The following is a 20,029-nucleotide window of genomic DNA, read 5'->3' on the forward strand; positions in this document are numbered from 1 at the left end:
TGTATGGCTACGGACTGTGCGATAGGCAATCGGGCCTTCACGCGCAGTCGAGGGTGGTAATCTTCAACATCGCGTTGAGCACGAAGGCGCAGCACAGGCATGGTCAAAATTTAAGCGTTTTCTCGAAGTTCAAAAATATACTTCAACCCTAAAATATATTTGCTTGAAATAAATTCATTGCCGTCATAGCCTGAATTCAAATCAGTGGGAGCGAGGGTGGATGATGCGTATTGCGTGCCTTGGAGGCGGACCAGCAGGTTTGTATTTTGCGATCTCGACCAAATTACGAACCCCTGATGCAGAGGTGGTCGTCTTTGAGCGCAACAAGCCCGATGACACCTTTGGCTGGGGTGTGGTGCTGTCTGACGAGACACTTGCCAACCTCGAAGCGAACGACCCGGTCAGTGCCTCAGAAATCCGCGCCAATTTCGCCTATTGGGATGATATCGCCCTGTTGCACAAAGGCCAAAAACTGGTGTCCAGTGGCCATGGTTTTTGCGGCATCGGGCGTAAGACGATGCTGATTATTCTGTACAAGCGTGCGCAAGAGCTGGGTGTTGATCTGCGCTTTGAGACGGAGGTGGGCAAGGCCTCTGATTACATGAGCGAATTCGATGTTGTCGTGGCCTGTGATGGTCTGAATTCCAAAACACGGATGGAGTTCAAAGAGACATTCAAACCCGATATCGACACCCGCCTGTGCCAGTTTGTCTGGCTGGGGACGCGTCAGAAGTTCGATGATGCGTTCACGTTCATTTTTGAGGAAACGGAAAAAGGCTGGATCTGGGTCCATGCGTACCAGTTTGATGCGGACACCGCGACATTCATCGTGGAATGCAGCCAGAGCACGTTTGACGCCTACGGGTTTGGCGAAATGAGCCAGCAAGAAAGCATCGCGGTCTGTGAGGAAATATTCAAGGACCACCTCGGCGGTCACTCCCTGATGACAAACGCCAATCACGTCCGCGGTTCTGCATGGATACGGTTTCCGCGTGTGTTGTGCGAAAAGTGGAGCCATAAGAATGTTGTGCTGCTCGGTGATGCCTCTGCGACCGCGCATTTCTCGATCGGCTCGGGGACCAAGCTGGCGCTGGAAAGTGCAATCGCACTCGCCGAGGATATCGCAACACAGCCCACGCTCGACGCAGCATTCGCAAATTACGAGGACAAGCGGCGAATGGAAGTATTGCGCCTGCAATCGGCGGCGCGCAATTCGGTCGAGTGGTTCGAGGATGTAGAGCGCTACGTACATCTCGATCCGGTGCAGCTTAATTACTCCATGCTCACCCGCTCACAGCGGATCAGCCACGAGAATCTGCGCGCGCGTGATCCCGCATGGCTGGCCTCTGCCGAAGAGTGGTTCATGACGCAGGCGGGGGGCACCTCGAACGGGCCTGCACGAGCGCCGATGTTTGCTCCGTTTCGCCTGCGTGATATGCATCTGAAAAACCGTATCGTCGTCTCGCCGATGGCGCAGTACAAAGCAGTGGAGGGCGCGCCCACCGACTGGCATCTGATCCACTACGGCGAACGTGCAAAAGGCGGTGCGGCGCTCGTTTATACCGAAATGACATGCGTGTCCGCGCAGGGGCGCATCACGCCGGGGTGTCCGGGGCTTTATGCGCCAGAACATCGCGACGCTTGGGCGCGGCTAAACACATTCATCCATGCCGAGACGGAGGCAAAGACCTGTTGTCAGATCGGCCACGCAGGGCGCAAAGGATCGACGCGCATTGGCTGGGAGGGGATGGACCAGCCGCTGGCGCAGGGAAACTGGCCGCTGCTGTCGGCCTCGCCGATTCCGTGGTCGGACCAGAATGCAGTGCCAAAAGCGATGGACCGCGACGATATGGATGCCGTTAAGGCAGAGTTTGTTACTGCGGCGCACATGGCGCAGGAGGCTGGCTTTGACATGATCGAGTTGCATGCCGCGCATGGCTATTTGATCTCATCGTTTATCTCGCCGCTCTCGAACAATCGGAACGATGAATATGGCGGCAGTCTTGAGAACCGTATGCGCTATCCACTAGAGGTTTTTGCAGCGATGCGCGCGGTTTGGCCGGCGGCCAAGCCGATGTCGGTACGCATCTCCGCCAGCGACTGGGCCGGTGATGATGGTGTGACTGCGGACGAGGCGGTGCAGATCGCCGCGCTGTTCGAGGCGGCTGGCGCGGACATCATCGACGTGTCTGCGGGCCAGACCTCGACCAGTGCAAAACCGGTCTACGGCCGGATGTTCCAGACGCCGTTTTCTGACCGGATCCGAAACGAGGCCGGGATCAAGACTATGGCGGTGGGCAACATCTATGAGGCAGACCACGTCAACTCGATCCTGATGGCCGGACGAGCAGATCTGGTGTGCATCGGACGGCCGCATCTGGCTGATCCTTACTGGACGTTTCATGCTGCCGCCGCCGTTGGCGATCGCCACGAGGTCTGGCCGCTGCCCTATGATGCGGGGCGCGATCAGGCGTGGCGACTGGCTGACCGCGAAGCCGAAGTGGCGGGTCGCGTATGAGCCGCGTTCTGGTCACTGGCGGCGGGTCGGGCATCGGGCGCGCTGTCGCGCTCGATTTTGCGGCACAGGGGCATGACGTTACCATCGCCGGCCGGCGAATGGATGCGCTGGAGGAAACGGCGCAGGGCACAAAAATGAACTGCCATGCCGTGGACATCACGGACGAGGCGGCGGTGCGCGCACTGTTCGATACGCCTTTTGACATCGTCGTGGCCAATGCCGGAACGGGGGCTGCAATGCGGGTGGCCGATACGCCGCTGGACGTGTGGCAGAACACGCTTGCCGTCAATCTGACAGGGGTATTCCTGACCTTCCGCGAAGCGCTGCGCGGAATGGGGCAGGGGGGGCGTCTTATCGCGCTCGCCTCTACGGCGAGCCTAAAGGGCGGTGCGAATATCGCGGCCTATGCGGCGGCAAAGCATGGCGTTCTGGGCCTTGTACGCTCTCTCGCCATTGAGGTGGCGCGGGACGGGATCACCTGTAACGCGGTCTGTCCCGGTTTTGTGGACACAGAAATGGGGCAGGCGGCCGTGACAGGCGTGATGGAACGCTTAGATACCCCCCGCGACAAGGCCGAGCGGATGGTCGTTTCGGGCAATCCGATGCGCCGCATGATTACAACTGATGAGGTGACAGCGGCTGTACGCTTCCTCGCGTCGCCAGAGGCATCGATGGTCAACGGTCACGCGCTGAGCGTTTCGGGGGGCGAAATATGATACGGGCGGAACCTCTGGACAAGCCGCTCACACCGTCAAAGGAACGTCTGCGCCTGTGGCTGCGGTTTCTCAAAACGACACGCACAATCGAGGCGACACTGCGCGAGAATTTGCGCCGCGAATTTGCAACAACGCTGCCCCGCTTTGACGTAATGGCCGCCCTGTCACGCTATGACGAGGGGCTCAAGATGAGCCAGCTTTCGGGCGTGCTGCGTGTGTCCAACGGTAATGTAACGGGCATTGTTGACCGGCTGGCCGATGATGGCCTGCTGGTGCGTGTGCCGGTGCCTGGTGACAGGCGCGCCTCGCTGGTGCGGCTGACAAAGCGCGGCACACAGGAGTTCGCCCGTCAGGCCGCAGCGCATGAGGCGTGGATCAATGAAATGCTGGGCGAGTTTCCGGCGGAGGAGGCGCATCACATTGCTGCGCGCCTCGAACAGCTTGGCACCAGTCTGGATGAGGAAATAAAATGACAATGCGCACCAATGTTGAACACTTCAAATGCGAGATTGTGGACGGGATTGCGACCATCGCACTGGACCGGCCAGAGCGCAAAAATCCGCTGACTTTTGAAAGCTATGCCGAGATGCGCGACTGGTTCCGTGATCTGCATTATGCCGATGATGTAAAAGCAGTAGTGTTTGCCTCGAACGGGGGTAACTTCAGTTCGGGCGGGGATGTGCATGATATCATCGGGCCGCTCACAAAAATGTCGATGAAAGAACTGTTGGCATTCACGCGGATGACCGGTGATCTGGTCAAAGCGATGGTAAATTGTGGCAAGCCGATGATCGCGGCAATCGACGGCATTTGTGTGGGGGCAGGGGCCATCATCGCCATGGCCGCCGATCTGCGCATTGCCACGCCCGAGGCTAAGGTCGCATTTTTGTTCACACGCGTTGGCCTTGCGGGGTGTGATATGGGCGCTTGTGCGATTTTGCCGCGCATCATCGGGCAGGGCCGCACGGCCGAGCTTTTGTACACAGGTCGCGCAATGAGCGCGGACGAGGGGCACGCTTGGGGCTTTCATAACAAGCTGGTCGCGGCGGATGATCTAACGGAGGAGGCGCATGCACTGGCGACACGCATCGCCGCGGGCCCGAATTTCGGCAACATGATGACCAAAACGATGCTGGCGCAGGAATGGTCAATGTCGATCGAACAGGCGATCGAGGCGGAGGCGCAGGCGCAAGCGATCTGCATGCAGACCGTGGATTTCGAACGGGCCTACAACGCCTTTGTTGCTAAAGAAAAACCAGTGTTCGAGGGTAACTGATGGCCGATAAATCATTCCTCACATGGCCCTTCTTCGAGGAGCGTCACCGCACACTTGCCGCTGGTCTGGATGATTGGGCCGGTGAGCATCTGGGGCAGATCGATCACAGTGATACCGATCAGGCCTGCCGTGATCTGGTGGCTGCGCTGGGGCAGGGGGGCTGGCTGAACCATGCGGCTGTTGATCCTGCGGGCGTTGACGGCCTCGATGTGCGCAGCCTGTGCCTGATCCGCGAGACATTGGCGCGGCACGACGGTCTGGCCGATTTCGCCTTTGCCATGCAAGGGCTGGGCACGGGGGCAATTTCGCTGTTTGGATCTGACGCCCAAAAAGCGGAATGGTTGCCGCAGGTGCGCAGCGGAACAGCAATTTCGGCTTTTGCGCTGACAGAGCCGCAATCAGGCTCTGATGTGGCCAATTCGACGATGACTGCCGCGCGCGATGGTGACAGCTTTGTGCTGAACGGTGAAAAAACATGGATCAGCAATGGCGGGATCGCGGATGTCTATACCGTCTTTGCCCGCACGGGCGAGGGGGAAGGCGCGCGGGGGCTTTCGGCGTTTGTCGTTCCTGCGGATACCCCGGGCCTTGAGGTGGTGGAGCGGTTGGAGACGATTGCGCCGCATCCGCTTGCGACCCTGCGGTTCAGCGATTGTCGCGTGCCCGCAGCCGCCCTTATCGGAGAGAGGGGTGCGGGTTTCAGAATTGCGATGTCGGTACTGGATGTCTTCCGCTCGACCGTGGCTGCGGCTGCTCTTGGATTTGCGCGCCGCGCATTGGACGAGGCGCTGACCCGTGTTACCACACGCCATGTGCAGGGTGCGCCGCTGTTTGATTTACAGATGGTACAGGGGCACATTGCCGACATGGCCGTTGATGTCGATGCTTCCGCGCTTTTGATTTATCGGGCTGCATGGGCCAAGGACAATGGCGCGCCGCGTGTCACCCGCGAGGCGGCAATGGCAAAACTGTTTTCGACCGATCAGGCGCAAAAAGTGATCGACCGCGCCGTGCAGTTGCATGGTGGTGACGGGGTCCGCTCCGGCCAGACCGTCGAAAAGCTCTACCGTGAAATCCGTGCCTTGCGCATCTACGAGGGGGCTTCTGACGTGCAGCGGGTCATCATTGCACGGCAAACATTGGGGCAATAAATCATGACAATCGCCAGCGCGCACACCGATACTTTCGCCCGCGATAACCTGCCGCCGCAGGAAAGCTGGCCCGTCTTCAATCTGGATGCGTTCCCCTACCCCGAGCGATTGAATGCCGCGGTAGAGTTGACAGATGCAATGGTTGCAAAGGGGTTCGGCGATCATACCGCGCTGATCGGCAACGGGCGACAGCGCACGTATAAGGAACTCACCGACTGGACAAACAAGCTTGCGCATGTGCTGGTCGAGGATATGGGCGTGCAGCCCGGCAATCGTGTGCTGATCCGGTCTGCCAATAATCCCGCGATGGTCGCCTGTTGGTTGGCCGCGACCAAGGTGGGGGCGGTTGTCATCAACTCGATGCCGATGCTGCGCGCTGGCGAATTGGGCAAATATGTTGATAAAGCGCAGATCGAATTTGCCCTCTGCGATACGCGTCTAATGGAAGAAATGGAGATTTGCGCCGCCGCTAACCCGACGCTCAAGCGGGTGATGGGATTTGACGGCACGTGCAACCACGATGCAGAGTTGGACAGGCTGGCGCTGGAAAAATCGGTCCGGTTTACCTCTGTGCAAACCTCGCGTGATGATGTGGCACTTCTGGGCTTTACCTCAGGCTCGACCGGCGATCCAAAAGCGACGATGCATTTCCACCGCGATCTGCTGATCATCGCGGATGGCTACGCCCGCGAGGTGTTGGGTGTCACGCCTGATGATGTGTTCGTTGGCTCGCCGCCGCTGGCGTTTACCTTCGGCCTTGGCGGACTGGCCATTTTTCCGCTGCGGTTCGGCGCGGCCGCGACCCTGCTCGAAACGGCATCGCCTCCCAATATGATCGAGATTATCCAGAAGTACCGTGCCACGGTTTGCTTCACTGCGCCCACTGCCTACCGTGCGATGCTGCGGGCGATGGAGGAGGGCGCGGATCTGTCGTCCCTGCGTGCCGCTGTTTCAGCGGGCGAGACGCTGCCCGCGCCTGTCTATGACGAATGGATTGCCAAAACGGGCAAGCCGATGCTTGACGGGATCGGGGCGACGGAGATGCTGCATATTTTTATCTCCAACCGTTTCGACGATCACCGTCCTGCGTGTACCGGCAAACCCGTCAGCGGATACGAGGCCAAGGTCGTTGGGCCCGACGGTGCGGAACTGCCTCATGGGACGGCGGGGCGTCTGGCTGTGCGCGGACCTACCGGCTGCCGCTATCTGGGTGGACAGCGTCAGGATGAATATGTGCAGGATGGTTGGAACATTTCCGGCGATACATTTGTGCAGGCCGAAGACGGGTATTTCCATTTCGCGGCACGCAACGACGATATGATCGTCTCAGCGGGCTATAACATCGCTGGGCCGGAGGTTGAGGCGGCACTGTTGGCGCATGGCGATGTAGCGGAATGCGCTGTCATCGCGGCGCCGCATGCCGAGCGTGGGATCATCGTCGAGGCGCATGTGGTGTTATCACAGGGGGTCGCGGCAACGCCTGCACAGGAAAAGCTGCTTCAGGATCATGTGAAATCGGTCATTGCACCCTATAAATATCCGCGCAGTATTGTGTTCACTGCAGCACTGCCAAAAACACCCACCGGAAAAATCCAGCGCTTCATGCTCGTGCCGGGGGGCGCATCCAAATCGCCCGACTGAACCGGGCGTAGAATACGACACCGAACCAAGGGCACAACGCCCACACGATAACCAACAAACGGGAGAGACTCATGAAACTGAAATCACTCATTTTGTCCGCAGCACTCGCGGCGCTTGCCTCTGGTGCATCCGCCGAGGGCGAAGGCATCAAGGTCGGCATGATCACCACGCTGTCGGGCGGCGGTGCCGGTTTGGGCATCGACGTGCGCGACGGCTTTATGCTCGCGATTGCGCAATCAGGCCGCGAGGATATTGATGTGGTCATCGAGGACGACCAGCAAAAACCCGACATCGCGGTCCAGATCGCCGACAAGATGATCCAGTCGGAAAAGGTTGATGTAATGACCGGTATCATCTGGTCGAACCTCGCAATGGCAGTGGTGCCGTCTGCGGTCGCACAGGGAAAATTCTATCTGTCGCCGAATGCGGGCCCCTCCGCGCTCGCCGGTGCGGGTTGCAACGAGAATTACTTCAACGTCGCATGGCAGAACGACAACCTGCATGAAGCGGCAGGCGCCTATGCCACCGGCGCGGGCTACACCAACAGCTTCATCCTTGCGCCAAACTATCCCGCCGGTCAGGACGCGCTGACGGGGTACAAGCGGATGTACACGGGCGAGTTGTCGGGCGAGATATTCACAACGCTGGGCCAGACCGACTATGCTGCCGAGATTGCGCAAATCCGCGCCTCGGGGGCCGATAACGTCTATTTCTTCCTGCCCGGCGGCATGGGGATTTCCTTCCTCAAGCAATATGCGGACAGTGGTGTCGATATCCCGCTCGTCGGTCCTGCGTTCTCTTTCGATCAGGGGATTTTACAGGCGGTTGGCGATGCTGCACTTGGTGTGGTGAACACCAGCCAGTGGAACAAGGACATTGATAACGCCACCAACAAAGCCTTTGTAGAGACGTTTCAGGCCGAATATGGCCGCTTGCCATCGCTTTACGCCAGTCAGGGTTTTGACACGGCAAATCTGCTGATTTCCGCGCTGGACGTGGCACAGCCTTCTGACGCGGAGGCATTCCGTGCCGCACTGAAAGCTGCGAATTTTGACAGTACCCGTGGCGCGTTCAAGTTTGGAAACAACAACCACCCGATCCAGAACATCTATGCGCGTGAAGTGATCAAAGAGGGTGATGTTTACACCAACAAGATCATTGGTGTAGCGCTCGAAAACCACGGTGACGCCTACGCTGCCGACTGCAAAATGTAAGCGAAACCACCTGCTTCGGGCGGGCGCGCGTCTGCCCGAAGTCCCTCAAGGAAGGCCCATCATGTCCACAATCCTGATCATCGAGCAGATTTTGAACGGTCTGCAATTCGGCATCATGCTGTTTTTGATGGCAGCCGGCCTCACGCTGATTTTCGGTGTGATGGGGCTGATCAATCTCGCTCACGGCTCGCTTTATATGGTCGGCGCATTTGCGGCGGCGGCGGTGGCGGGGTGGACTGGATCATTTGTGCTGGCGCTGGTGGGTGCGATGGCGGCGGCCGCGATCGCGGGTGTGCTGGTCGAGATGCTGGTGATCCGGCGGCTTTATGCGACCGATCACCTTGATCAGGTGCTGGCGACCTTCGCGCTGATTTTGATATTTTCCGAAGGGACGCGTTGGGTGTTTGGCTCGTTCCCGCTGTTTTTGAATATCCCCGATTACCTGTCGGGACCGGTGACCCTACCAGGCGGCATCCAGTATCCGTTTTACCGGCTGGTGCTGATTTTTGCCGGACTTTTGGTGGCTGGTGCGCTGGGTCTGCTGATCACCCGCACCCGCCTTGGCATCCAGATCCGCGCAGGCGAAAATGACCGCGAGATGATTGCCGCTCTCGGGGTGGATATCTCGAAGCTTTATACACTGGTCTTTGCCCTCGGGGCGGCCCTTGCCGGATTGGCGGGTGCACTGGTGGGCGCGATCCAGTCGGTGCAGGTCGGAATGGGTGAACCTGTGCTGATCCTTGCGTTTGTGGTGATCGTGATTGGTGGCATCGGGTCGATCAAGGGGGCGTTGATCGGCGCGCTTCTGGTGGGGCTAACTGATACCCTGGGTGGTATTTTTCTGCCGCAGGTGTTCAAGCTGTTCATGGAGCCATCGGCGGCGCAAACCTCCGGCTCGGCGCTTGCCTCGATGGCGATCTATATTCTGATGGGGGCCGTCCTGATCTGGCGCCCGACCGGATTGTTCGGAGCACGCACATGATCGCCGAGCGTTATGTCAATGCCGCCGTGCTGGTGCTGCTGCTGGCTGTCCCGCTTTGGGCGCTGGCGGCGGACGAGCCGTTTACGATTACATTGGCTACCCGTGCGGCGATTTTCGCACTCGCAGCTGTCGGGCTTAATATTGCTCTCGGGCTGGGCGGATTGGTGAGTTTGGGGCATGCTGTATTTTTTGGCATCGGCGGATACTCAATGGGTATTCTTGCCTACCATGCGCAGACGTACACGCCGCTTTTGGACGGGCCGCTGGTGATTGCGGGCACCAATTCGATGCCGGTGATCTGGCTGGTCGCGATGCTGACCTCGGCGCTGGCGGCACTGTTGATCGGTCTTTTGTCGCTGCGCACTGCGGGCGTGTATTTCATCATGATCACGCTGGCCTTCGGGCAGATGTTCTATTTCTTTTCGATCAGTTGGAGCACCTATGGTGGTGAGGACGGGCTGTCGATCTATGTGCGCAACCAGTTTCCGGGTATCAATACGCTGGTGCCAATTAACTTTTTCGCAATTTGCTTCGGGCTGTTGTGCACGGTGCTTTTCTTCAATGCACTGCTTGCACGCTCTCCCTTTGGTCTGGCGCTCAACGCTGCACGGCAAACGCCTCAGCGGGTGCAAACCATCGGCCTTGATCCGACACGGCTCAAGCTGGTGGCTTTTGTGATTTCAGGCGTCATTACGGGGCTGGCGGGGGCGCTGTTCGCCGATCTGAACCGGTTTGTCAGCCCCACAATGTTCAGCTGGCAGATGTCGGGCGAGATTATGGTTTTCGTTATTCTGGGGGGTGTCGCGCGGCTGTGTGGTCCTGTTGTTGGTGCCGTCACATTTGTGATGCTCGAGCATTTTTTGGGGGGGCTCAGCGAATATTGGCATATCTATCTCGGCGCACTGTTGCTGTTGATTGTGCTGTTTGCGCGCGGCGGTCTGGTGGGACTGGTCGCGGGTCGGGGGGTTGCGCATGACTGATCCTGTTCTTGCCACGCACGGCCTGCACAAGACATTTGGCGCGCTCAAGGCAACTGACGATGTGTCAATCGAGCTGCGGCAAGGCGAAATCCATGCTATCATCGGCCCGAACGGGGCGGGGAAATCCACACTTATCGCACAGATCTGCGGCGGGCTGCGGCCTGACGCGGGGCGGGTCGAACTGTCGGGCCGTGACGTGAGCGCGCTCGACACCCGTGCGCGGACGCGTGCGGGTATTGGGCGCACTTTCCAGATCTCCGCACTGGCGATGGAAGATACGGTGTTGCAAAATGTGCTGCTGGGGGCGATTGGAGCTGCCGGCTCGCCGTGGCGGTTTTTCAAACCCGCACTGGGGGATACGGCCCTGCGCGAACATGCGGTCGAGGCGTTGCGCCGCGTAGGCCTCGAGGATCATCAGGCCGTTGTGACCGCCGAGCTAAGCCATGGCCAGCGCCGCCAACTGGAGGTAGCCGTAGCGCTGACCCTTACACCCAAGGCCTTTGTGATGGACGAGCCGATGGCCGGGCTGGGGGCGGAAGGGTCCAAAACCCTCACCGGATTTCTGGACGGATTGCGCGCACAGGCCCCGATTTTGCTGGTCGAGCATGATATGGACGCGGTATTTGCCCTCGCCGACCGGATCAGCGTGCTGGTTTATGGCCGGATCATCGAAAGCGGGACCGTCGCCGAGATCCGCAACAGCCAAGCGGTGCGCGAAGCCTATCTGGGGGAGGGCGCATGACGCTTCTCAATCTTGAGCATATCGCAGCCAGCTATGGCGCGTCACGGGCGCTGTTTGACGTTAGCCTCACGGTTGAGGAAGGCGAGGTCGTGGCCCTGATGGGACGCAACGGCATGGGAAAGACAACCACCGTTAAGGCGATCTGCAGGATGATCCCTGCCACGGGCACCTTGTTGTTTGACGGCACGGACATCAGCGCGTTGCCCAGCTACCGTGTGGCGCGGCTGGGGGTGGGGCTGGTGCCCGAGGGTCGGCGTTGTTTTGCCGATCTTACGGTGACGGAAAATCTGATTGCTGCCGCGCGCAAGGGGCCGTGGGATATGGCCCGCGTCACAGCACTGTTTCCGCGCCTCGCAGAGCGTCAGTCCCAGCGGGCCAAAACCCTGTCCGGCGGGGAGCAACAGATGCTTGCCATCGGCCGCGCGCTGATGACAAATCCGCGCCTGCTTGTCCTCGATGAGGCGACCGAGGGATTGGCGCCGATCATTCGGCAGGAGATATGGGCCGCAATTGCAAAACTCAAAACCGAGACGGGTATGGCAATCCTTGTGATTGATAAATCCATGGCAGAGCTGCGGCAGGTCTGTGACCGCGCCACCATTCTGGAGCGTGGCGCATCTGTCTGGACGGGGACGATGGCGGCACTGACGCCCGACATCTCCGAGCGGCTGATCGGGGTGTAACATGACGTTTTCCATGAACCAGAAGGTTTTATTCAAACACTGCGATCCCGCGGGCATCGTATTTTATCCCCGCTATTTCGAGATGATCAACGATTGCGTCGAGGCGTTTTTCGCGGAGTGCGGCACCCCCTTCGAGGTGTTGCTGAAGTCGGCAGGCGTTCCAACCGTGCAGATCGCCGCGACATTCACTGCCCCCAGCAGGCATGGTGACCAGCTTGTGCTGGCTCTTGATGTGCTGCGCATCGGAGCTTCAAGCCTTGATCTGGAAATCAACGCCGACGCGGACGCAGGCGCGGCGCGGCGGTTCACTGCAAATTCGACCCTCGTATATCTTGGCGTAGCGGGGCGGCCGACAAAATGGCCTGATGCCTTGCGCCTTAGTTTCACATCCCACCTCCGGAGTACCCCATGACAAATACAGTAATTCAACCCGCAGGATGGGCCCCGGCCAAGGGATACGCCAACGGTATGCTGTCCGCTGACGGTACACTTTATGTGGGTGGGCAGATCGGATGGACCGCGGAACAGGTGTTCGAGACGCATGATTTCATCGGCCAGATGGAGCAGGCTTTGCGTAACATTCTGGATGTGGTTCAGGCCGCAGGCGGGCAGGCCGAAGACATCACGCGCCTGACGTGGTTTGTAATCAACAAAAAAGAATACCTCGCCCGCCAGCGCGAGATCGGCGATGTGTACCGCCGCGTTTTGGGTCGCCATTTCCCTGCAATGTCGATGCTGGTGGTCGCCGGTCTGGTCGAGGACGAGGCCCTGCTTGAAATCGAAGCGACGGCATTTATCGCGGGCGCAAAACAGGTGTGAGGGTGCTGTAGTTCGTTGACCAAAAGGCAGCGAAAAGCGTTGCGCATGGCGTAGTACGCTAAAATCTGGAACATAAGATGACTGATTACACGAGGGAGACAGGCGTGAATAAAATTGCGGTAGTAACAGGTGCGGCTGGCGGGATGGGGCGTGCAATTGTGGCGCGTCTGATCGCGGACGACATGACGGTCATTGGTCTGGATGTCGATGCCGCAGGCCTTGAGGAGATGGGGGCCGATCCTGCCTTTAAGGGAATAGTCACCGACCTGACCAGCAGTGCGGCCATTGCTTCGGCCTTCGCGCAGATCGCCGCCGCGCATGGCGGTGTTGACGCGCTGGTCAACAATGCGGGCACTTGTTTCATGTCCGAATTCCCCGATATCCCCGAGGATGAATTCGAGCGGCAGATGGCGTTAAACTTTACCGGCGCGTTCCATTGTTGTCAGGCCGCGATCAAGCTGATGGAGGGGCGGGACGGTGTGCGCAAGATCGTAAATATTTCGTCGAATGGCGCATATAATTTCGACGCGTTCGATCCGCCGCACTACCGCGCAAGCAAGGCCGCCCTCGACACGCTGACAAAGGATCTGGCCCGCCGCTATGCGACCCGCAAAATTGCAGTGAATTCGATTGCACCCGCAATGACGGAAACGCCACTGTTCGGCGTAGTGAGTGCGGAGGTGCTGGCCAATGCAATCGCGCAGATGCCCCATGGCCGTGCGATGCAACCCTCGGAAATTGCCGCATGGGTCGGGTTCCTGATCTCTCCTGCCGGCGATATTTCGAGCGGCAATGTGATCATCCTCAATCAGGGCCGCGATGTGCGCTAGGCCTCAGGTGAACCAGTCGGGCGCTTTGCGCAGGTTCGGCCACTGTTCGGGCGAATGGCCGAATATCACCTGCGCGCCGCGCGCATCAGCGATCTGCATCAGGCGGGCACCATGATGGATGGCAAGCGGTACATCCCAAGATCCGGCAAACCCCTCATCAATCTCACTGGCGCGGCTGATCGCATCAGAGGTGAGCAGCACAGGCCCCGTGTCCGGCAGGTCAATCATGAACGCCAACTGGCCAGGTGCATGGCCCGGGCAGAGGAAAACCTCGAATCCCGCTCCCAGTTCGAAATCTGCACCAACAAGAACATAATGGGCCTCGGGCCATTCCATCGCCTGCTTGCCCGACCAGTAAAGGGGGCGGGGCAGGGCGCGCTCTGCCTCCGAAATAAGGATTGGCGCATTGGGAAACGCATCCATGTGACCCACATGATCGATATGCGTATGGCTCTGGATCATCAGTGTGACATCGGCGGGCGTCAGTCCCAGTTTTGCCAGTTGCGCAGCGGGCATATTATCGTGCGTCACCGACAGGACGCGGCCAAAGCTGCCCAGATCGTCCTCTTGCGTGGCGGCTTGCGCATCGTGCGCGTATTTTTCGGGAAATCCGGTGTCGATGAGTACCGTTTCACCGGCATCGGTCTGGATCACGAACCCGCAAATGCCGATAATCCGGTCATTGGCATGGACCTGAAACAGGCCGTAATCCAATACTGCCAGACGAATGGGTTTGCCCTTTAGGCGCGTAATATTTTCCATACTCAAACCAAACGGGGACCTGCGATGAAAGTCAAGATACACACATTGTTCCAATACCTTCTTGAGACGACCGAGGCAGCACCCGAAGCCATCGTCGGCTTTTCGCTGTCGCAATCGCCGCGTCTGGGGGATTTCCTTGAAGATCTGGATCCTGACCTCCCACTTGACTGGAACAACCGTGACTTCAGCGGTTTGCCGGAGCTGAAGGATCATGTGATCCGGCAGGCGGGACTGACGGGGATTTGTACGGCAGGCGATGTTCTGATCACCGCGGGCGCCGCCGAGGCCAATTATCTGGCGATCATGCAACTGCTGGAGCCGGAGGACGAGATTGTAATTGAAACGCCGGGCTGGCCGCAGGCGGAGGTGCTGGCCAAGGCCATCGGCGCAAAGGTGGTCAAGGTGACGCGCAGAGAGGCCGAGCGCTGGCACCTGCCGCTGGGGCAGCTTGCGGATGCGATCACCCCGCGCACGAAAATGATATTCCTGACCAATCCCAACAACCCGACCGGCGATATGCTGGATGCATCAGAGTTGGAACAGATTGTGAAGATGGCTGACCGCGTTGGCGCATGGCTGTTGGTTGACGAGGTCTATGCCGGTCTGGAATGGGAAGGGCCGCGCGCGCCCAGTATTGCGGGTATGTATGCGCGGGGCATTACAACTGGCTCGGTGAGTAAGGCGCTGGGGCTGCAAGGGCTGCGTACGGGATGGATGATCTGCGGGGATGCGGGAATGATCCGCGACGCGGTGATCCTGCGGGAGAATTCGTCCGAGATTATGAACATCATGGGTGAGGTGATTGCCGAAATTGCGCTGCGCCCTGCGCGCTATGTTCCTGCGATGGAGAAAGCCCGCAGCGAGGGGCGGGCGAACCTGGCGCAGATGAACGAATGGGTCGCAGCACAGAATGGGCTGGACTGGATCAGTCCAAGTGCCGGACTGATCGGGCTGGCCCACCTGCCCGAGGGCATCGACAGCGATCCCTTTGCGCGCTTCCTGCTGGGCGATCCTTACCGCACCTTCCTGTTGCCAGGCAGTGCGTACGACCAACCCCGACACATCCGCCTCGGGGTAGGGGGCGGTGCTGCTGTCAATCTGGAGGAGGGGCTATCGCGCCTGTCCCGCGGATTGCGGGATTATGCGCGCCGGTAGCCAACAGCCGCGCGGGGCCTCGATAGGTTGCGCGTTATCGCCAAGATTTGTACGACAGACCTGCGCAGAACGTGGCAAGCGCGGAACGCAATCTTTCAGGCGCCACAGGTGAAACGGAACAGGGGTGCGAAGCATATGCAGGAAACAGCCGAATGGATCGCCGTTGATCTGAGCAACGGATGCCTGCGGGTCTGGATCATGGGCGCGAACGGGGAGCCAATCGCGCAGGCGGTGACCGACAAAAGCGCCGTGATAGAGACACATAGCGGGTTCGAAACCGCGTTGCTGGCGCTGGTCGCGCCCTATCTTGCGCAGGATCACCGCGTCACGTGTGTGATCTGTTCCGGTGTGGCGGGATGGAATGTGCCTTATGTGGCTACGCCCTGTACCCCACCGCAAAGAGTGATCGCGGCATCGCCAGCGTTTGCCGATCCGCGCATTAAATTGTATATTCCGCCTGCCCTGAAACAGATGTCACCCCCCGATTTGATGGGTGGCGAGGCGACGACGATCGCGGGCTTGCTGCGCAGCCAGCCGGAATTCGATGGCGTTTTGTGCATGCCAGGTTTGCATACAAAATGGGTTCACATCAGCGCGGGTGAGATTGTCAGTTTTCAAACCTCGATGACGGGGGCACTGTTTGACCTGCTGTCGCAGCAATCTGTCTTGCAGCAATCTGTCGCTGGCACCGCTTGGGATGCGCAAAGTTTTCTGACCGGCGTTGGTGATGCCATGGGTCGGCCGCAGGCCATCGCCTCACAGCTTTTCGGGATACATGCGGCAACTTCGTTGCTGGATATGTCAGGCGGCGCGGCGCGCGCGCGGCTGTCGGGGCTTTTGATCGGGCTGGAGCTTGCAGGCACGCGGCCCTATTGGCTGGGTCGCCATGTTGCCATTATCGGGGTAGGCGATACCGCATTGCATTACCGCACTGCATTGGCGGAGCAGGGTGTTCAGGGGCAGCTGCTGGAGGCGCCACCGCTCGTGCTTGCGGGTCTTTGCGCATCATATGAAAGCACGCAGAATAGCGCTAAATAAACTTGTAAGGTTTATTATGTAATAAAATCGGGCATATCGCACCACGCGCTATGCCCGAGTGCATCCCTAGAACTTTGCGATAAAGTTGATGAACACGCCTTCGTCGTCATATGTCAAATCGGTTAGATCATCCGAGAAACTGCCGGTGTTATACCCGAGGCCCAACTTTACGTTGTTGCCCAGATGGTAATACGCAGCCCCCAGCATCCCCACTTCTGACAGGCCGGCGTCCGAGGCTTCCAGATAGCGGCCTTCGATCAGCAGATCCCACTTGTGCGTCAGGTGATAGCGCCCGTTCACCACGCCCAAAAACGCGTCGTTATCGGCCAGTGCGATGGTGTCATCCGGTGCTGATTTGCCCCAACGGCCACCCAGTTTTCCGCCTAAGGTCCACTGCGGATTGATGTCGTATGATCCATCTAGGGACAAAACATGGCTGGTCTGGCGCGGGCCACGGCCGGTTTCGCCGTCAATTTCCTGACCCACGGAATCCTTCAGAAAGCGGTACTTGAACAGCATGTTAAAGCGGTCATTGTCCACGGGCCGGAACGCATATCCAAGCTGCGCATCGGTATATTCGCCAGACTGGATAGAGCTGTTGTCCGTATCCGTGTCGGCGTAATCAAGCGAGAACAAAAGCTGCTGCCGCTCGTCGATTTTGTAGCGTGCCGAGGACACGAACAGGAACGCATCACTGTCGCGGTTTGTGCCAAGTGTCTCACCGCGATCACGGCGGAATTCGGCACGGGCACGCCATGACAACCCGCCTTCGTCCTCAAACCGCGCCCCCAGCGACAGGCCCTTGCGGTCAAAATCACCATTGAGATCATCGCGGACCTGACCATACTCAAAGCTGCCCAACAGGGTCAGTTGTTCGGTGGTGCGGTATTCGACGCCATAGGTGTTGGTCAGCGACTTGTGGCTCCCAAACATGTCATAGGTGTTTTCGCCATAAACATCGATATCCGTGCTCAGCTGACGGCGCCCACCTGCCACGTACTGGCCGCGGTCCTTGCCGATCAGATCTGTGCCTGCGAACTCGCGGTCGGGATCAAGGCGGTAGCCAAAATACAGATTATCGGTTTCATTACGTTGGTACGAAATCAATGCCGATCCGGCGGCACCCAGTGACCCGTCGGAAATCTCGCCCTCAAGCGTCCATTTTTTGGCAAAGCGGTATTTGGCCCCTGCCCCGACGCGATTATTACGTTCCAGACCGCCTGACCGGTCCAAGGTACCTTGCCCGTAGATGTACCATGCGAAATCGTCACTTTCAGTGAATGTTGCCCGCAGGGCAGCATCCGTTCGCGTCCCGTTCTCGTCGGGGTCGCCGGCAGGCGTCGTCCGTTCGAGGTGTTCTGCCCCGAATTCGAGCTTTATCCGGTCCGAGACGAGATAGGATATTTCGGCCCCGCCTTCGCGCTTGATACGACCATCAGCGTCATTGAAGCTGTCGAAGTAAAAGCGAAAAGCGGTACGCTCGCTGGCATCAACATCCAGTGAAACACCCCAAAGCTGCTCGTCTACACGGGTTTCGTAATCTAGCGTAGAGAAGCCTGCATCGCGGTCCTCGTAGTAGAGCGACACAGAACCGGGGGTTTGCAAGCCGATGTCCTGTAGATCTACACGTGCGCGGGCCGAGACTGCCTCGCCTGTGCCATCGGTGACGCCCGCGGTTGGATCATTTTGAATGATCAGGCCACCATCGTTGGAAAAGCTGGAGCCAAAGCCCGGCCCTTCGGTTTCGGCATATTCCAGCGCCAGATAACTGCGTTCGCTGACTTCCCAAAGAATATCCACGGATTGGGCGGTCTGGTCGGCTACATCGGTTTGCTCGACTAGACCGGTATAGCCAAGCCGCAGGTTGTCACCCGCCCATGTCTCGGCACGGCCACCATAGCTATAGCCATCCACGTCACCGGCGACTGGAGTGTATTCATAATTGGCAACCAGCAGCACATCAAATTCGCCGCCCGGCTGCGTGACGACTGTGCCTGAGGTGGTTGAGCCCGTCAGTGGTTCCGACAACAGGATCGTACCCTGAACATAGTTGATGCGGTAATCACGGCCCGCCGTCAGGGTGCGGGTGTCAACAACACGTCCCGTATCCCTGTCGCGTATTTCGACGGTCAAAGTCTCTGAATCAACCGAGATATCCTGCCGCTGCAAGAAATAGACCGATCCGCCGGTGCCCAGAAAGCTGTCACGTCCGGGCAAGTTGTCCGGGCTGGCGGCATAGGCCTCGATGGACACACGCGATTGGCCGCGTGATGTGGTTTGCGGGCTGCGATATACCCCCTGCGCGCCATAAAGCGTGCGCTCGTTGCGCAGGTAATAGCCGCCCGAAACGCTGGATTTGTAATTACCCCACATAATGTGGCTGCCATCGCGCTCCGCCCGCAGGAAGAATTTGCCATCTGTTGGCGCGCCCTCTTCATAGGTGCTGTCGTCACCATAGGTCGGGTAGGCGTTCTCGCGTTGTAAACGCAGCAGCACGTTGTAGGGGTCTTTTTTGTCGAGGTCACGGAAGATATCTGACAGTTCTTCTTCGCCGGTATCAACAGATCCCGTCAGGATCCAACCATTCTGGGTCTTGCCTTTGGTATAGCCTGCAATGCGGCCATAGCTGTAGCTGCGGTCAAATTCACCACCCGCAGCACTGACGCCGCCCTGCGTTCTGAGCCCATAGGTCAGATCGACGATGCCGGTATAGAACCACTCCGAGCGCGGAATAGAGATGTCGCGCTCGACATAGGTGTCTTCCCCTGCGCCGTTGACTTTCACGGCAACCGATTGATCACCCGCAGGCAGGATACGTTGGAGTACAAAGGCGCCTGACGGATCGGGGCGCACGGTTTCACCCAGCGTGCTGACAACGGCGCCGGGGCGTACATCGGTACCGCTGACCGTTACCGCGCCGCCATAGACGGGAATGCGGCGTATGCCACCACCATCGATACCCAGTTCGGGTGGAGGGGCCTCCAGATCGGTCACTTCGCCGGGATTTGGTGTGCGTAGGGGCACGGGGCGGGTTTCGTCATAGCGTCCTTGCGCGTCATAGACACGGTAGACCATGATCAAATCATCGCCTTGCGGCACTTGCAGGTTGGCGGTGCCGTTGGCGGCAATGGGTGCGGTTGCAACAACGCGCGGCCCGCCACGGGCCGCCGTGTCGATCAAGCGGATTTCGCCGCGGGTGACATACGCGGGATAGTTCATCTGGCTCTGCACCTGCATTACATCACCCGCACGCGGAGTGCGTTCGTTGGTAATTAACGCGGTCAGACGCGGCCTGACCTCAAGGCCGTCAAATGTGACCTGTAGTTTTGCGCGTTCCAACACACGGTCTTCGCGGGCTTTCGTCGTGGACAGACGTGGATCGCCGGACACCGCATTGCCATCAATAGAGATGACAAAACCGGAACCGTCTTGTGCCTGCCCTGCTGCCGAGAGGGCCAACAAGGAAACACCCGCAAGAATGGCGATGCGAGGGAATTTAACTGGGCTACGCATTACATTTCC

At 58.9% G+C, this 20,029-nt stretch carries 18 protein-coding genes; 16 read left to right on the plus strand and 2 right to left on the minus strand.

The annotated features are described in order from the left end of the window. Positions 1-223: 223 nt before the first annotated feature. From C8N30_RS19015 to C8N30_RS19080, 14 genes are all read left to right on the plus strand, one after another. Positions 224-2,518 carry a bifunctional salicylyl-CoA 5-hydroxylase/oxidoreductase gene (locus tag C8N30_RS19015; protein ID WP_025060864.1) on the plus strand — a complete coding sequence of 765 codons (2,295 nt, stop codon included), beginning with the start codon at positions 224-226 and terminating at the stop codon, positions 2,516-2,518. After that, the gene (locus C8N30_RS19020; protein ID WP_015063165.1) at positions 2,515-3,234 is read left to right on the plus strand and encodes an SDR family NAD(P)-dependent oxidoreductase; all 720 of its coding nucleotides are present in this window, start codon (positions 2,515-2,517) and stop codon (positions 3,232-3,234) included. Before C8N30_RS19015 ends, C8N30_RS19020 begins: the two co-directional genes overlap by 4 nt. Beyond that, positions 3,231-3,707 carry a MarR family winged helix-turn-helix transcriptional regulator gene (locus C8N30_RS19025; RefSeq protein WP_015063166.1) on the plus strand — a complete coding sequence of 159 codons (477 nt, stop codon included), beginning with the start codon at positions 3,231-3,233 and terminating at the stop codon, positions 3,705-3,707. Before C8N30_RS19020 ends, C8N30_RS19025 begins: the two co-directional genes overlap by 4 nt. 2 nt (positions 3,708-3,709) lie before the next feature. After that, positions 3,710-4,510 carry an enoyl-CoA hydratase family protein gene (locus tag C8N30_RS19030; protein WP_037967720.1) on the plus strand — a complete coding sequence of 267 codons (801 nt, stop codon included), beginning with the start codon at positions 3,710-3,712 and terminating at the stop codon, positions 4,508-4,510. Beyond that, the gene (locus C8N30_RS19035) at positions 4,510-5,661 is read left to right on the plus strand and encodes an acyl-CoA dehydrogenase family protein (protein ID WP_015063168.1); all 1,152 of its coding nucleotides are present in this window, start codon (positions 4,510-4,512) and stop codon (positions 5,659-5,661) included. Before C8N30_RS19030 ends, C8N30_RS19035 begins: the two co-directional genes overlap by 1 nt. Positions 5,662-5,664: 3 nt before the next feature. Continuing rightward, positions 5,665-7,302 (plus strand): AMP-binding protein, encoded by a 1,638-nt coding sequence (locus C8N30_RS19040; protein ID WP_015063169.1) that lies wholly within the window; start codon positions 5,665-5,667, stop codon positions 7,300-7,302. Between the two features lie 71 nt (positions 7,303-7,373). Continuing rightward, positions 7,374-8,516, plus strand: coding sequence for an ABC transporter substrate-binding protein (locus C8N30_RS19045; protein ID WP_015063170.1), 1,143 nt, complete (start codon positions 7,374-7,376; stop codon positions 8,514-8,516). A gap of 61 nt (positions 8,517-8,577) precedes the next feature. After that, positions 8,578-9,498 carry a branched-chain amino acid ABC transporter permease gene (locus C8N30_RS19050; RefSeq protein WP_015063171.1) on the plus strand — a complete coding sequence of 307 codons (921 nt, stop codon included), beginning with the start codon at positions 8,578-8,580 and terminating at the stop codon, positions 9,496-9,498. Beyond that, on the plus strand, positions 9,495-10,478 hold the full coding sequence (locus C8N30_RS19055) for a branched-chain amino acid ABC transporter permease (protein ID WP_015063172.1): 984 nt from the start codon (positions 9,495-9,497) through the stop codon (positions 10,476-10,478). Before C8N30_RS19050 ends, C8N30_RS19055 begins: the two co-directional genes overlap by 4 nt. Continuing rightward, positions 10,471-11,220 carry an ABC transporter ATP-binding protein gene (locus C8N30_RS19060; protein ID WP_015063173.1) on the plus strand — a complete coding sequence of 250 codons (750 nt, stop codon included), beginning with the start codon at positions 10,471-10,473 and terminating at the stop codon, positions 11,218-11,220. The genes C8N30_RS19055 and C8N30_RS19060 overlap by 8 nt, the downstream gene beginning before the upstream one ends. After that, positions 11,217-11,903, plus strand: a complete 687-nt coding sequence (locus C8N30_RS19065; RefSeq protein WP_015063174.1) for an ABC transporter ATP-binding protein — start codon at positions 11,217-11,219, stop codon at positions 11,901-11,903. Before C8N30_RS19060 ends, C8N30_RS19065 begins: the two co-directional genes overlap by 4 nt. Before the next feature lie 13 nt (positions 11,904-11,916). Next, positions 11,917-12,315, plus strand: a complete 399-nt coding sequence (locus C8N30_RS19070; protein WP_232222769.1) for an acyl-CoA thioesterase — start codon at positions 11,917-11,919, stop codon at positions 12,313-12,315. Next, positions 12,312-12,722 carry a RidA family protein gene (locus C8N30_RS19075; protein WP_015063176.1) on the plus strand — a complete coding sequence of 137 codons (411 nt, stop codon included), beginning with the start codon at positions 12,312-12,314 and terminating at the stop codon, positions 12,720-12,722. The genes C8N30_RS19070 and C8N30_RS19075 overlap by 4 nt, the downstream gene beginning before the upstream one ends. A gap of 77 nt (positions 12,723-12,799) precedes the next feature. After that, the gene (locus C8N30_RS19080) at positions 12,800-13,552 is read left to right on the plus strand and encodes an SDR family NAD(P)-dependent oxidoreductase (RefSeq protein WP_015063177.1); all 753 of its coding nucleotides are present in this window, start codon (positions 12,800-12,802) and stop codon (positions 13,550-13,552) included. 3 nt (positions 13,553-13,555) lie between these two features. Here the strand turns inward: C8N30_RS19080 and C8N30_RS19085 are convergent, their stop codons facing one another. Beyond that, the gene (locus C8N30_RS19085; protein WP_025060858.1) at positions 13,556-14,314 is read right to left on the minus strand and encodes an N-acyl homoserine lactonase family protein; all 759 of its coding nucleotides are present in this window, start codon (positions 14,312-14,314) and stop codon (positions 13,556-13,558) included. Between the two features lie 24 nt (positions 14,315-14,338). On the opposite strand from C8N30_RS19085, the gene C8N30_RS19090 reads away from it, so the two are divergent. Together C8N30_RS19090 and C8N30_RS19095 are read left to right on the plus strand one after the other, a co-directional pair. Next, complete coding sequence (locus C8N30_RS19090) at positions 14,339-15,469, plus strand: pyridoxal phosphate-dependent aminotransferase (RefSeq protein WP_015063179.1); 1,131 nt, start codon at positions 14,339-14,341, stop codon at positions 15,467-15,469. Positions 15,470-15,577: 108 nt separating this feature from the next. Next, a complete protein-coding gene (locus C8N30_RS19095) occupies positions 15,578-16,507 on the plus strand; it encodes a 2-dehydro-3-deoxygalactonokinase (protein WP_232222770.1) in 930 nt (309 codons plus the stop codon). A 66-nt stretch (positions 16,508-16,573) separates the two neighbouring features. Here C8N30_RS19095 and C8N30_RS19100 read toward each other — a convergent pair whose 3' ends face one another. Next, a complete protein-coding gene (locus C8N30_RS19100) occupies positions 16,574-20,020 on the minus strand; it encodes a TonB-dependent receptor (RefSeq protein ID WP_025060859.1) in 3,447 nt (1,148 codons plus the stop codon). Positions 20,021-20,029 lie beyond the last annotated feature (9 nt).

This window comes from Sulfitobacter guttiformis, assembly GCF_003610455.1.
GTDB lineage: Bacteria > Pseudomonadota > Alphaproteobacteria > Rhodobacterales > Rhodobacteraceae > Sulfitobacter > Sulfitobacter guttiformis.

Excerpts from the sequence above, each read along its gene's own strand:
- C8N30_RS19015 (WP_025060864.1), top strand. The coding sequence starts at position 224 with ATGCGTATTGCGTGCCTTGGAGGCGGACCAGCAGGTTTGTATTTTGCG.
- C8N30_RS19020 (WP_015063165.1), top strand. The coding sequence starts at position 2,515 with ATGAGCCGCGTTCTGGTCACTGGCGGCGGGTCGGGCATCGGGCGCGCT.
- C8N30_RS19025 (WP_015063166.1), top strand. The coding sequence starts at position 3,231 with ATGATACGGGCGGAACCTCTGGACAAGCCGCTCACACCGTCAAAGGAA.
- C8N30_RS19030 (WP_037967720.1), top strand. The coding sequence starts at position 3,710 with ATGCGCACCAATGTTGAACACTTCAAATGCGAGATTGTGGACGGGATT.
- C8N30_RS19035 (WP_015063168.1), top strand. The coding sequence starts at position 4,510 with ATGGCCGATAAATCATTCCTCACATGGCCCTTCTTCGAGGAGCGTCAC.
- C8N30_RS19040 (WP_015063169.1), top strand. The coding sequence starts at position 5,665 with ATGACAATCGCCAGCGCGCACACCGATACTTTCGCCCGCGATAACCTG.
- C8N30_RS19045 (WP_015063170.1), top strand. The coding sequence starts at position 7,374 with ATGAAACTGAAATCACTCATTTTGTCCGCAGCACTCGCGGCGCTTGCC.
- C8N30_RS19050 (WP_015063171.1), top strand. The coding sequence starts at position 8,578 with ATGTCCACAATCCTGATCATCGAGCAGATTTTGAACGGTCTGCAATTC.
- C8N30_RS19055 (WP_015063172.1), top strand. The coding sequence starts at position 9,495 with ATGATCGCCGAGCGTTATGTCAATGCCGCCGTGCTGGTGCTGCTGCTG.
- C8N30_RS19060 (WP_015063173.1), top strand. The coding sequence starts at position 10,471 with ATGACTGATCCTGTTCTTGCCACGCACGGCCTGCACAAGACATTTGGC.
- C8N30_RS19065 (WP_015063174.1), top strand. The coding sequence starts at position 11,217 with ATGACGCTTCTCAATCTTGAGCATATCGCAGCCAGCTATGGCGCGTCA.
- C8N30_RS19070 (WP_232222769.1), top strand. The coding sequence starts at position 11,917 with ATGAACCAGAAGGTTTTATTCAAACACTGCGATCCCGCGGGCATCGTA.
- C8N30_RS19075 (WP_015063176.1), top strand. The coding sequence starts at position 12,312 with ATGACAAATACAGTAATTCAACCCGCAGGATGGGCCCCGGCCAAGGGA.
- C8N30_RS19080 (WP_015063177.1), top strand. The coding sequence starts at position 12,800 with ATGACTGATTACACGAGGGAGACAGGCGTGAATAAAATTGCGGTAGTA.
- C8N30_RS19085 (WP_025060858.1), bottom strand. The coding sequence starts at position 14,314 with ATGGAAAATATTACGCGCCTAAAGGGCAAACCCATTCGTCTGGCAGTA.
- C8N30_RS19090 (WP_015063179.1), top strand. The coding sequence starts at position 14,339 with ATGAAAGTCAAGATACACACATTGTTCCAATACCTTCTTGAGACGACC.
- C8N30_RS19100 (WP_025060859.1), bottom strand. The coding sequence starts at position 20,020 with ATGCGTAGCCCAGTTAAATTCCCTCGCATCGCCATTCTTGCGGGTGTT.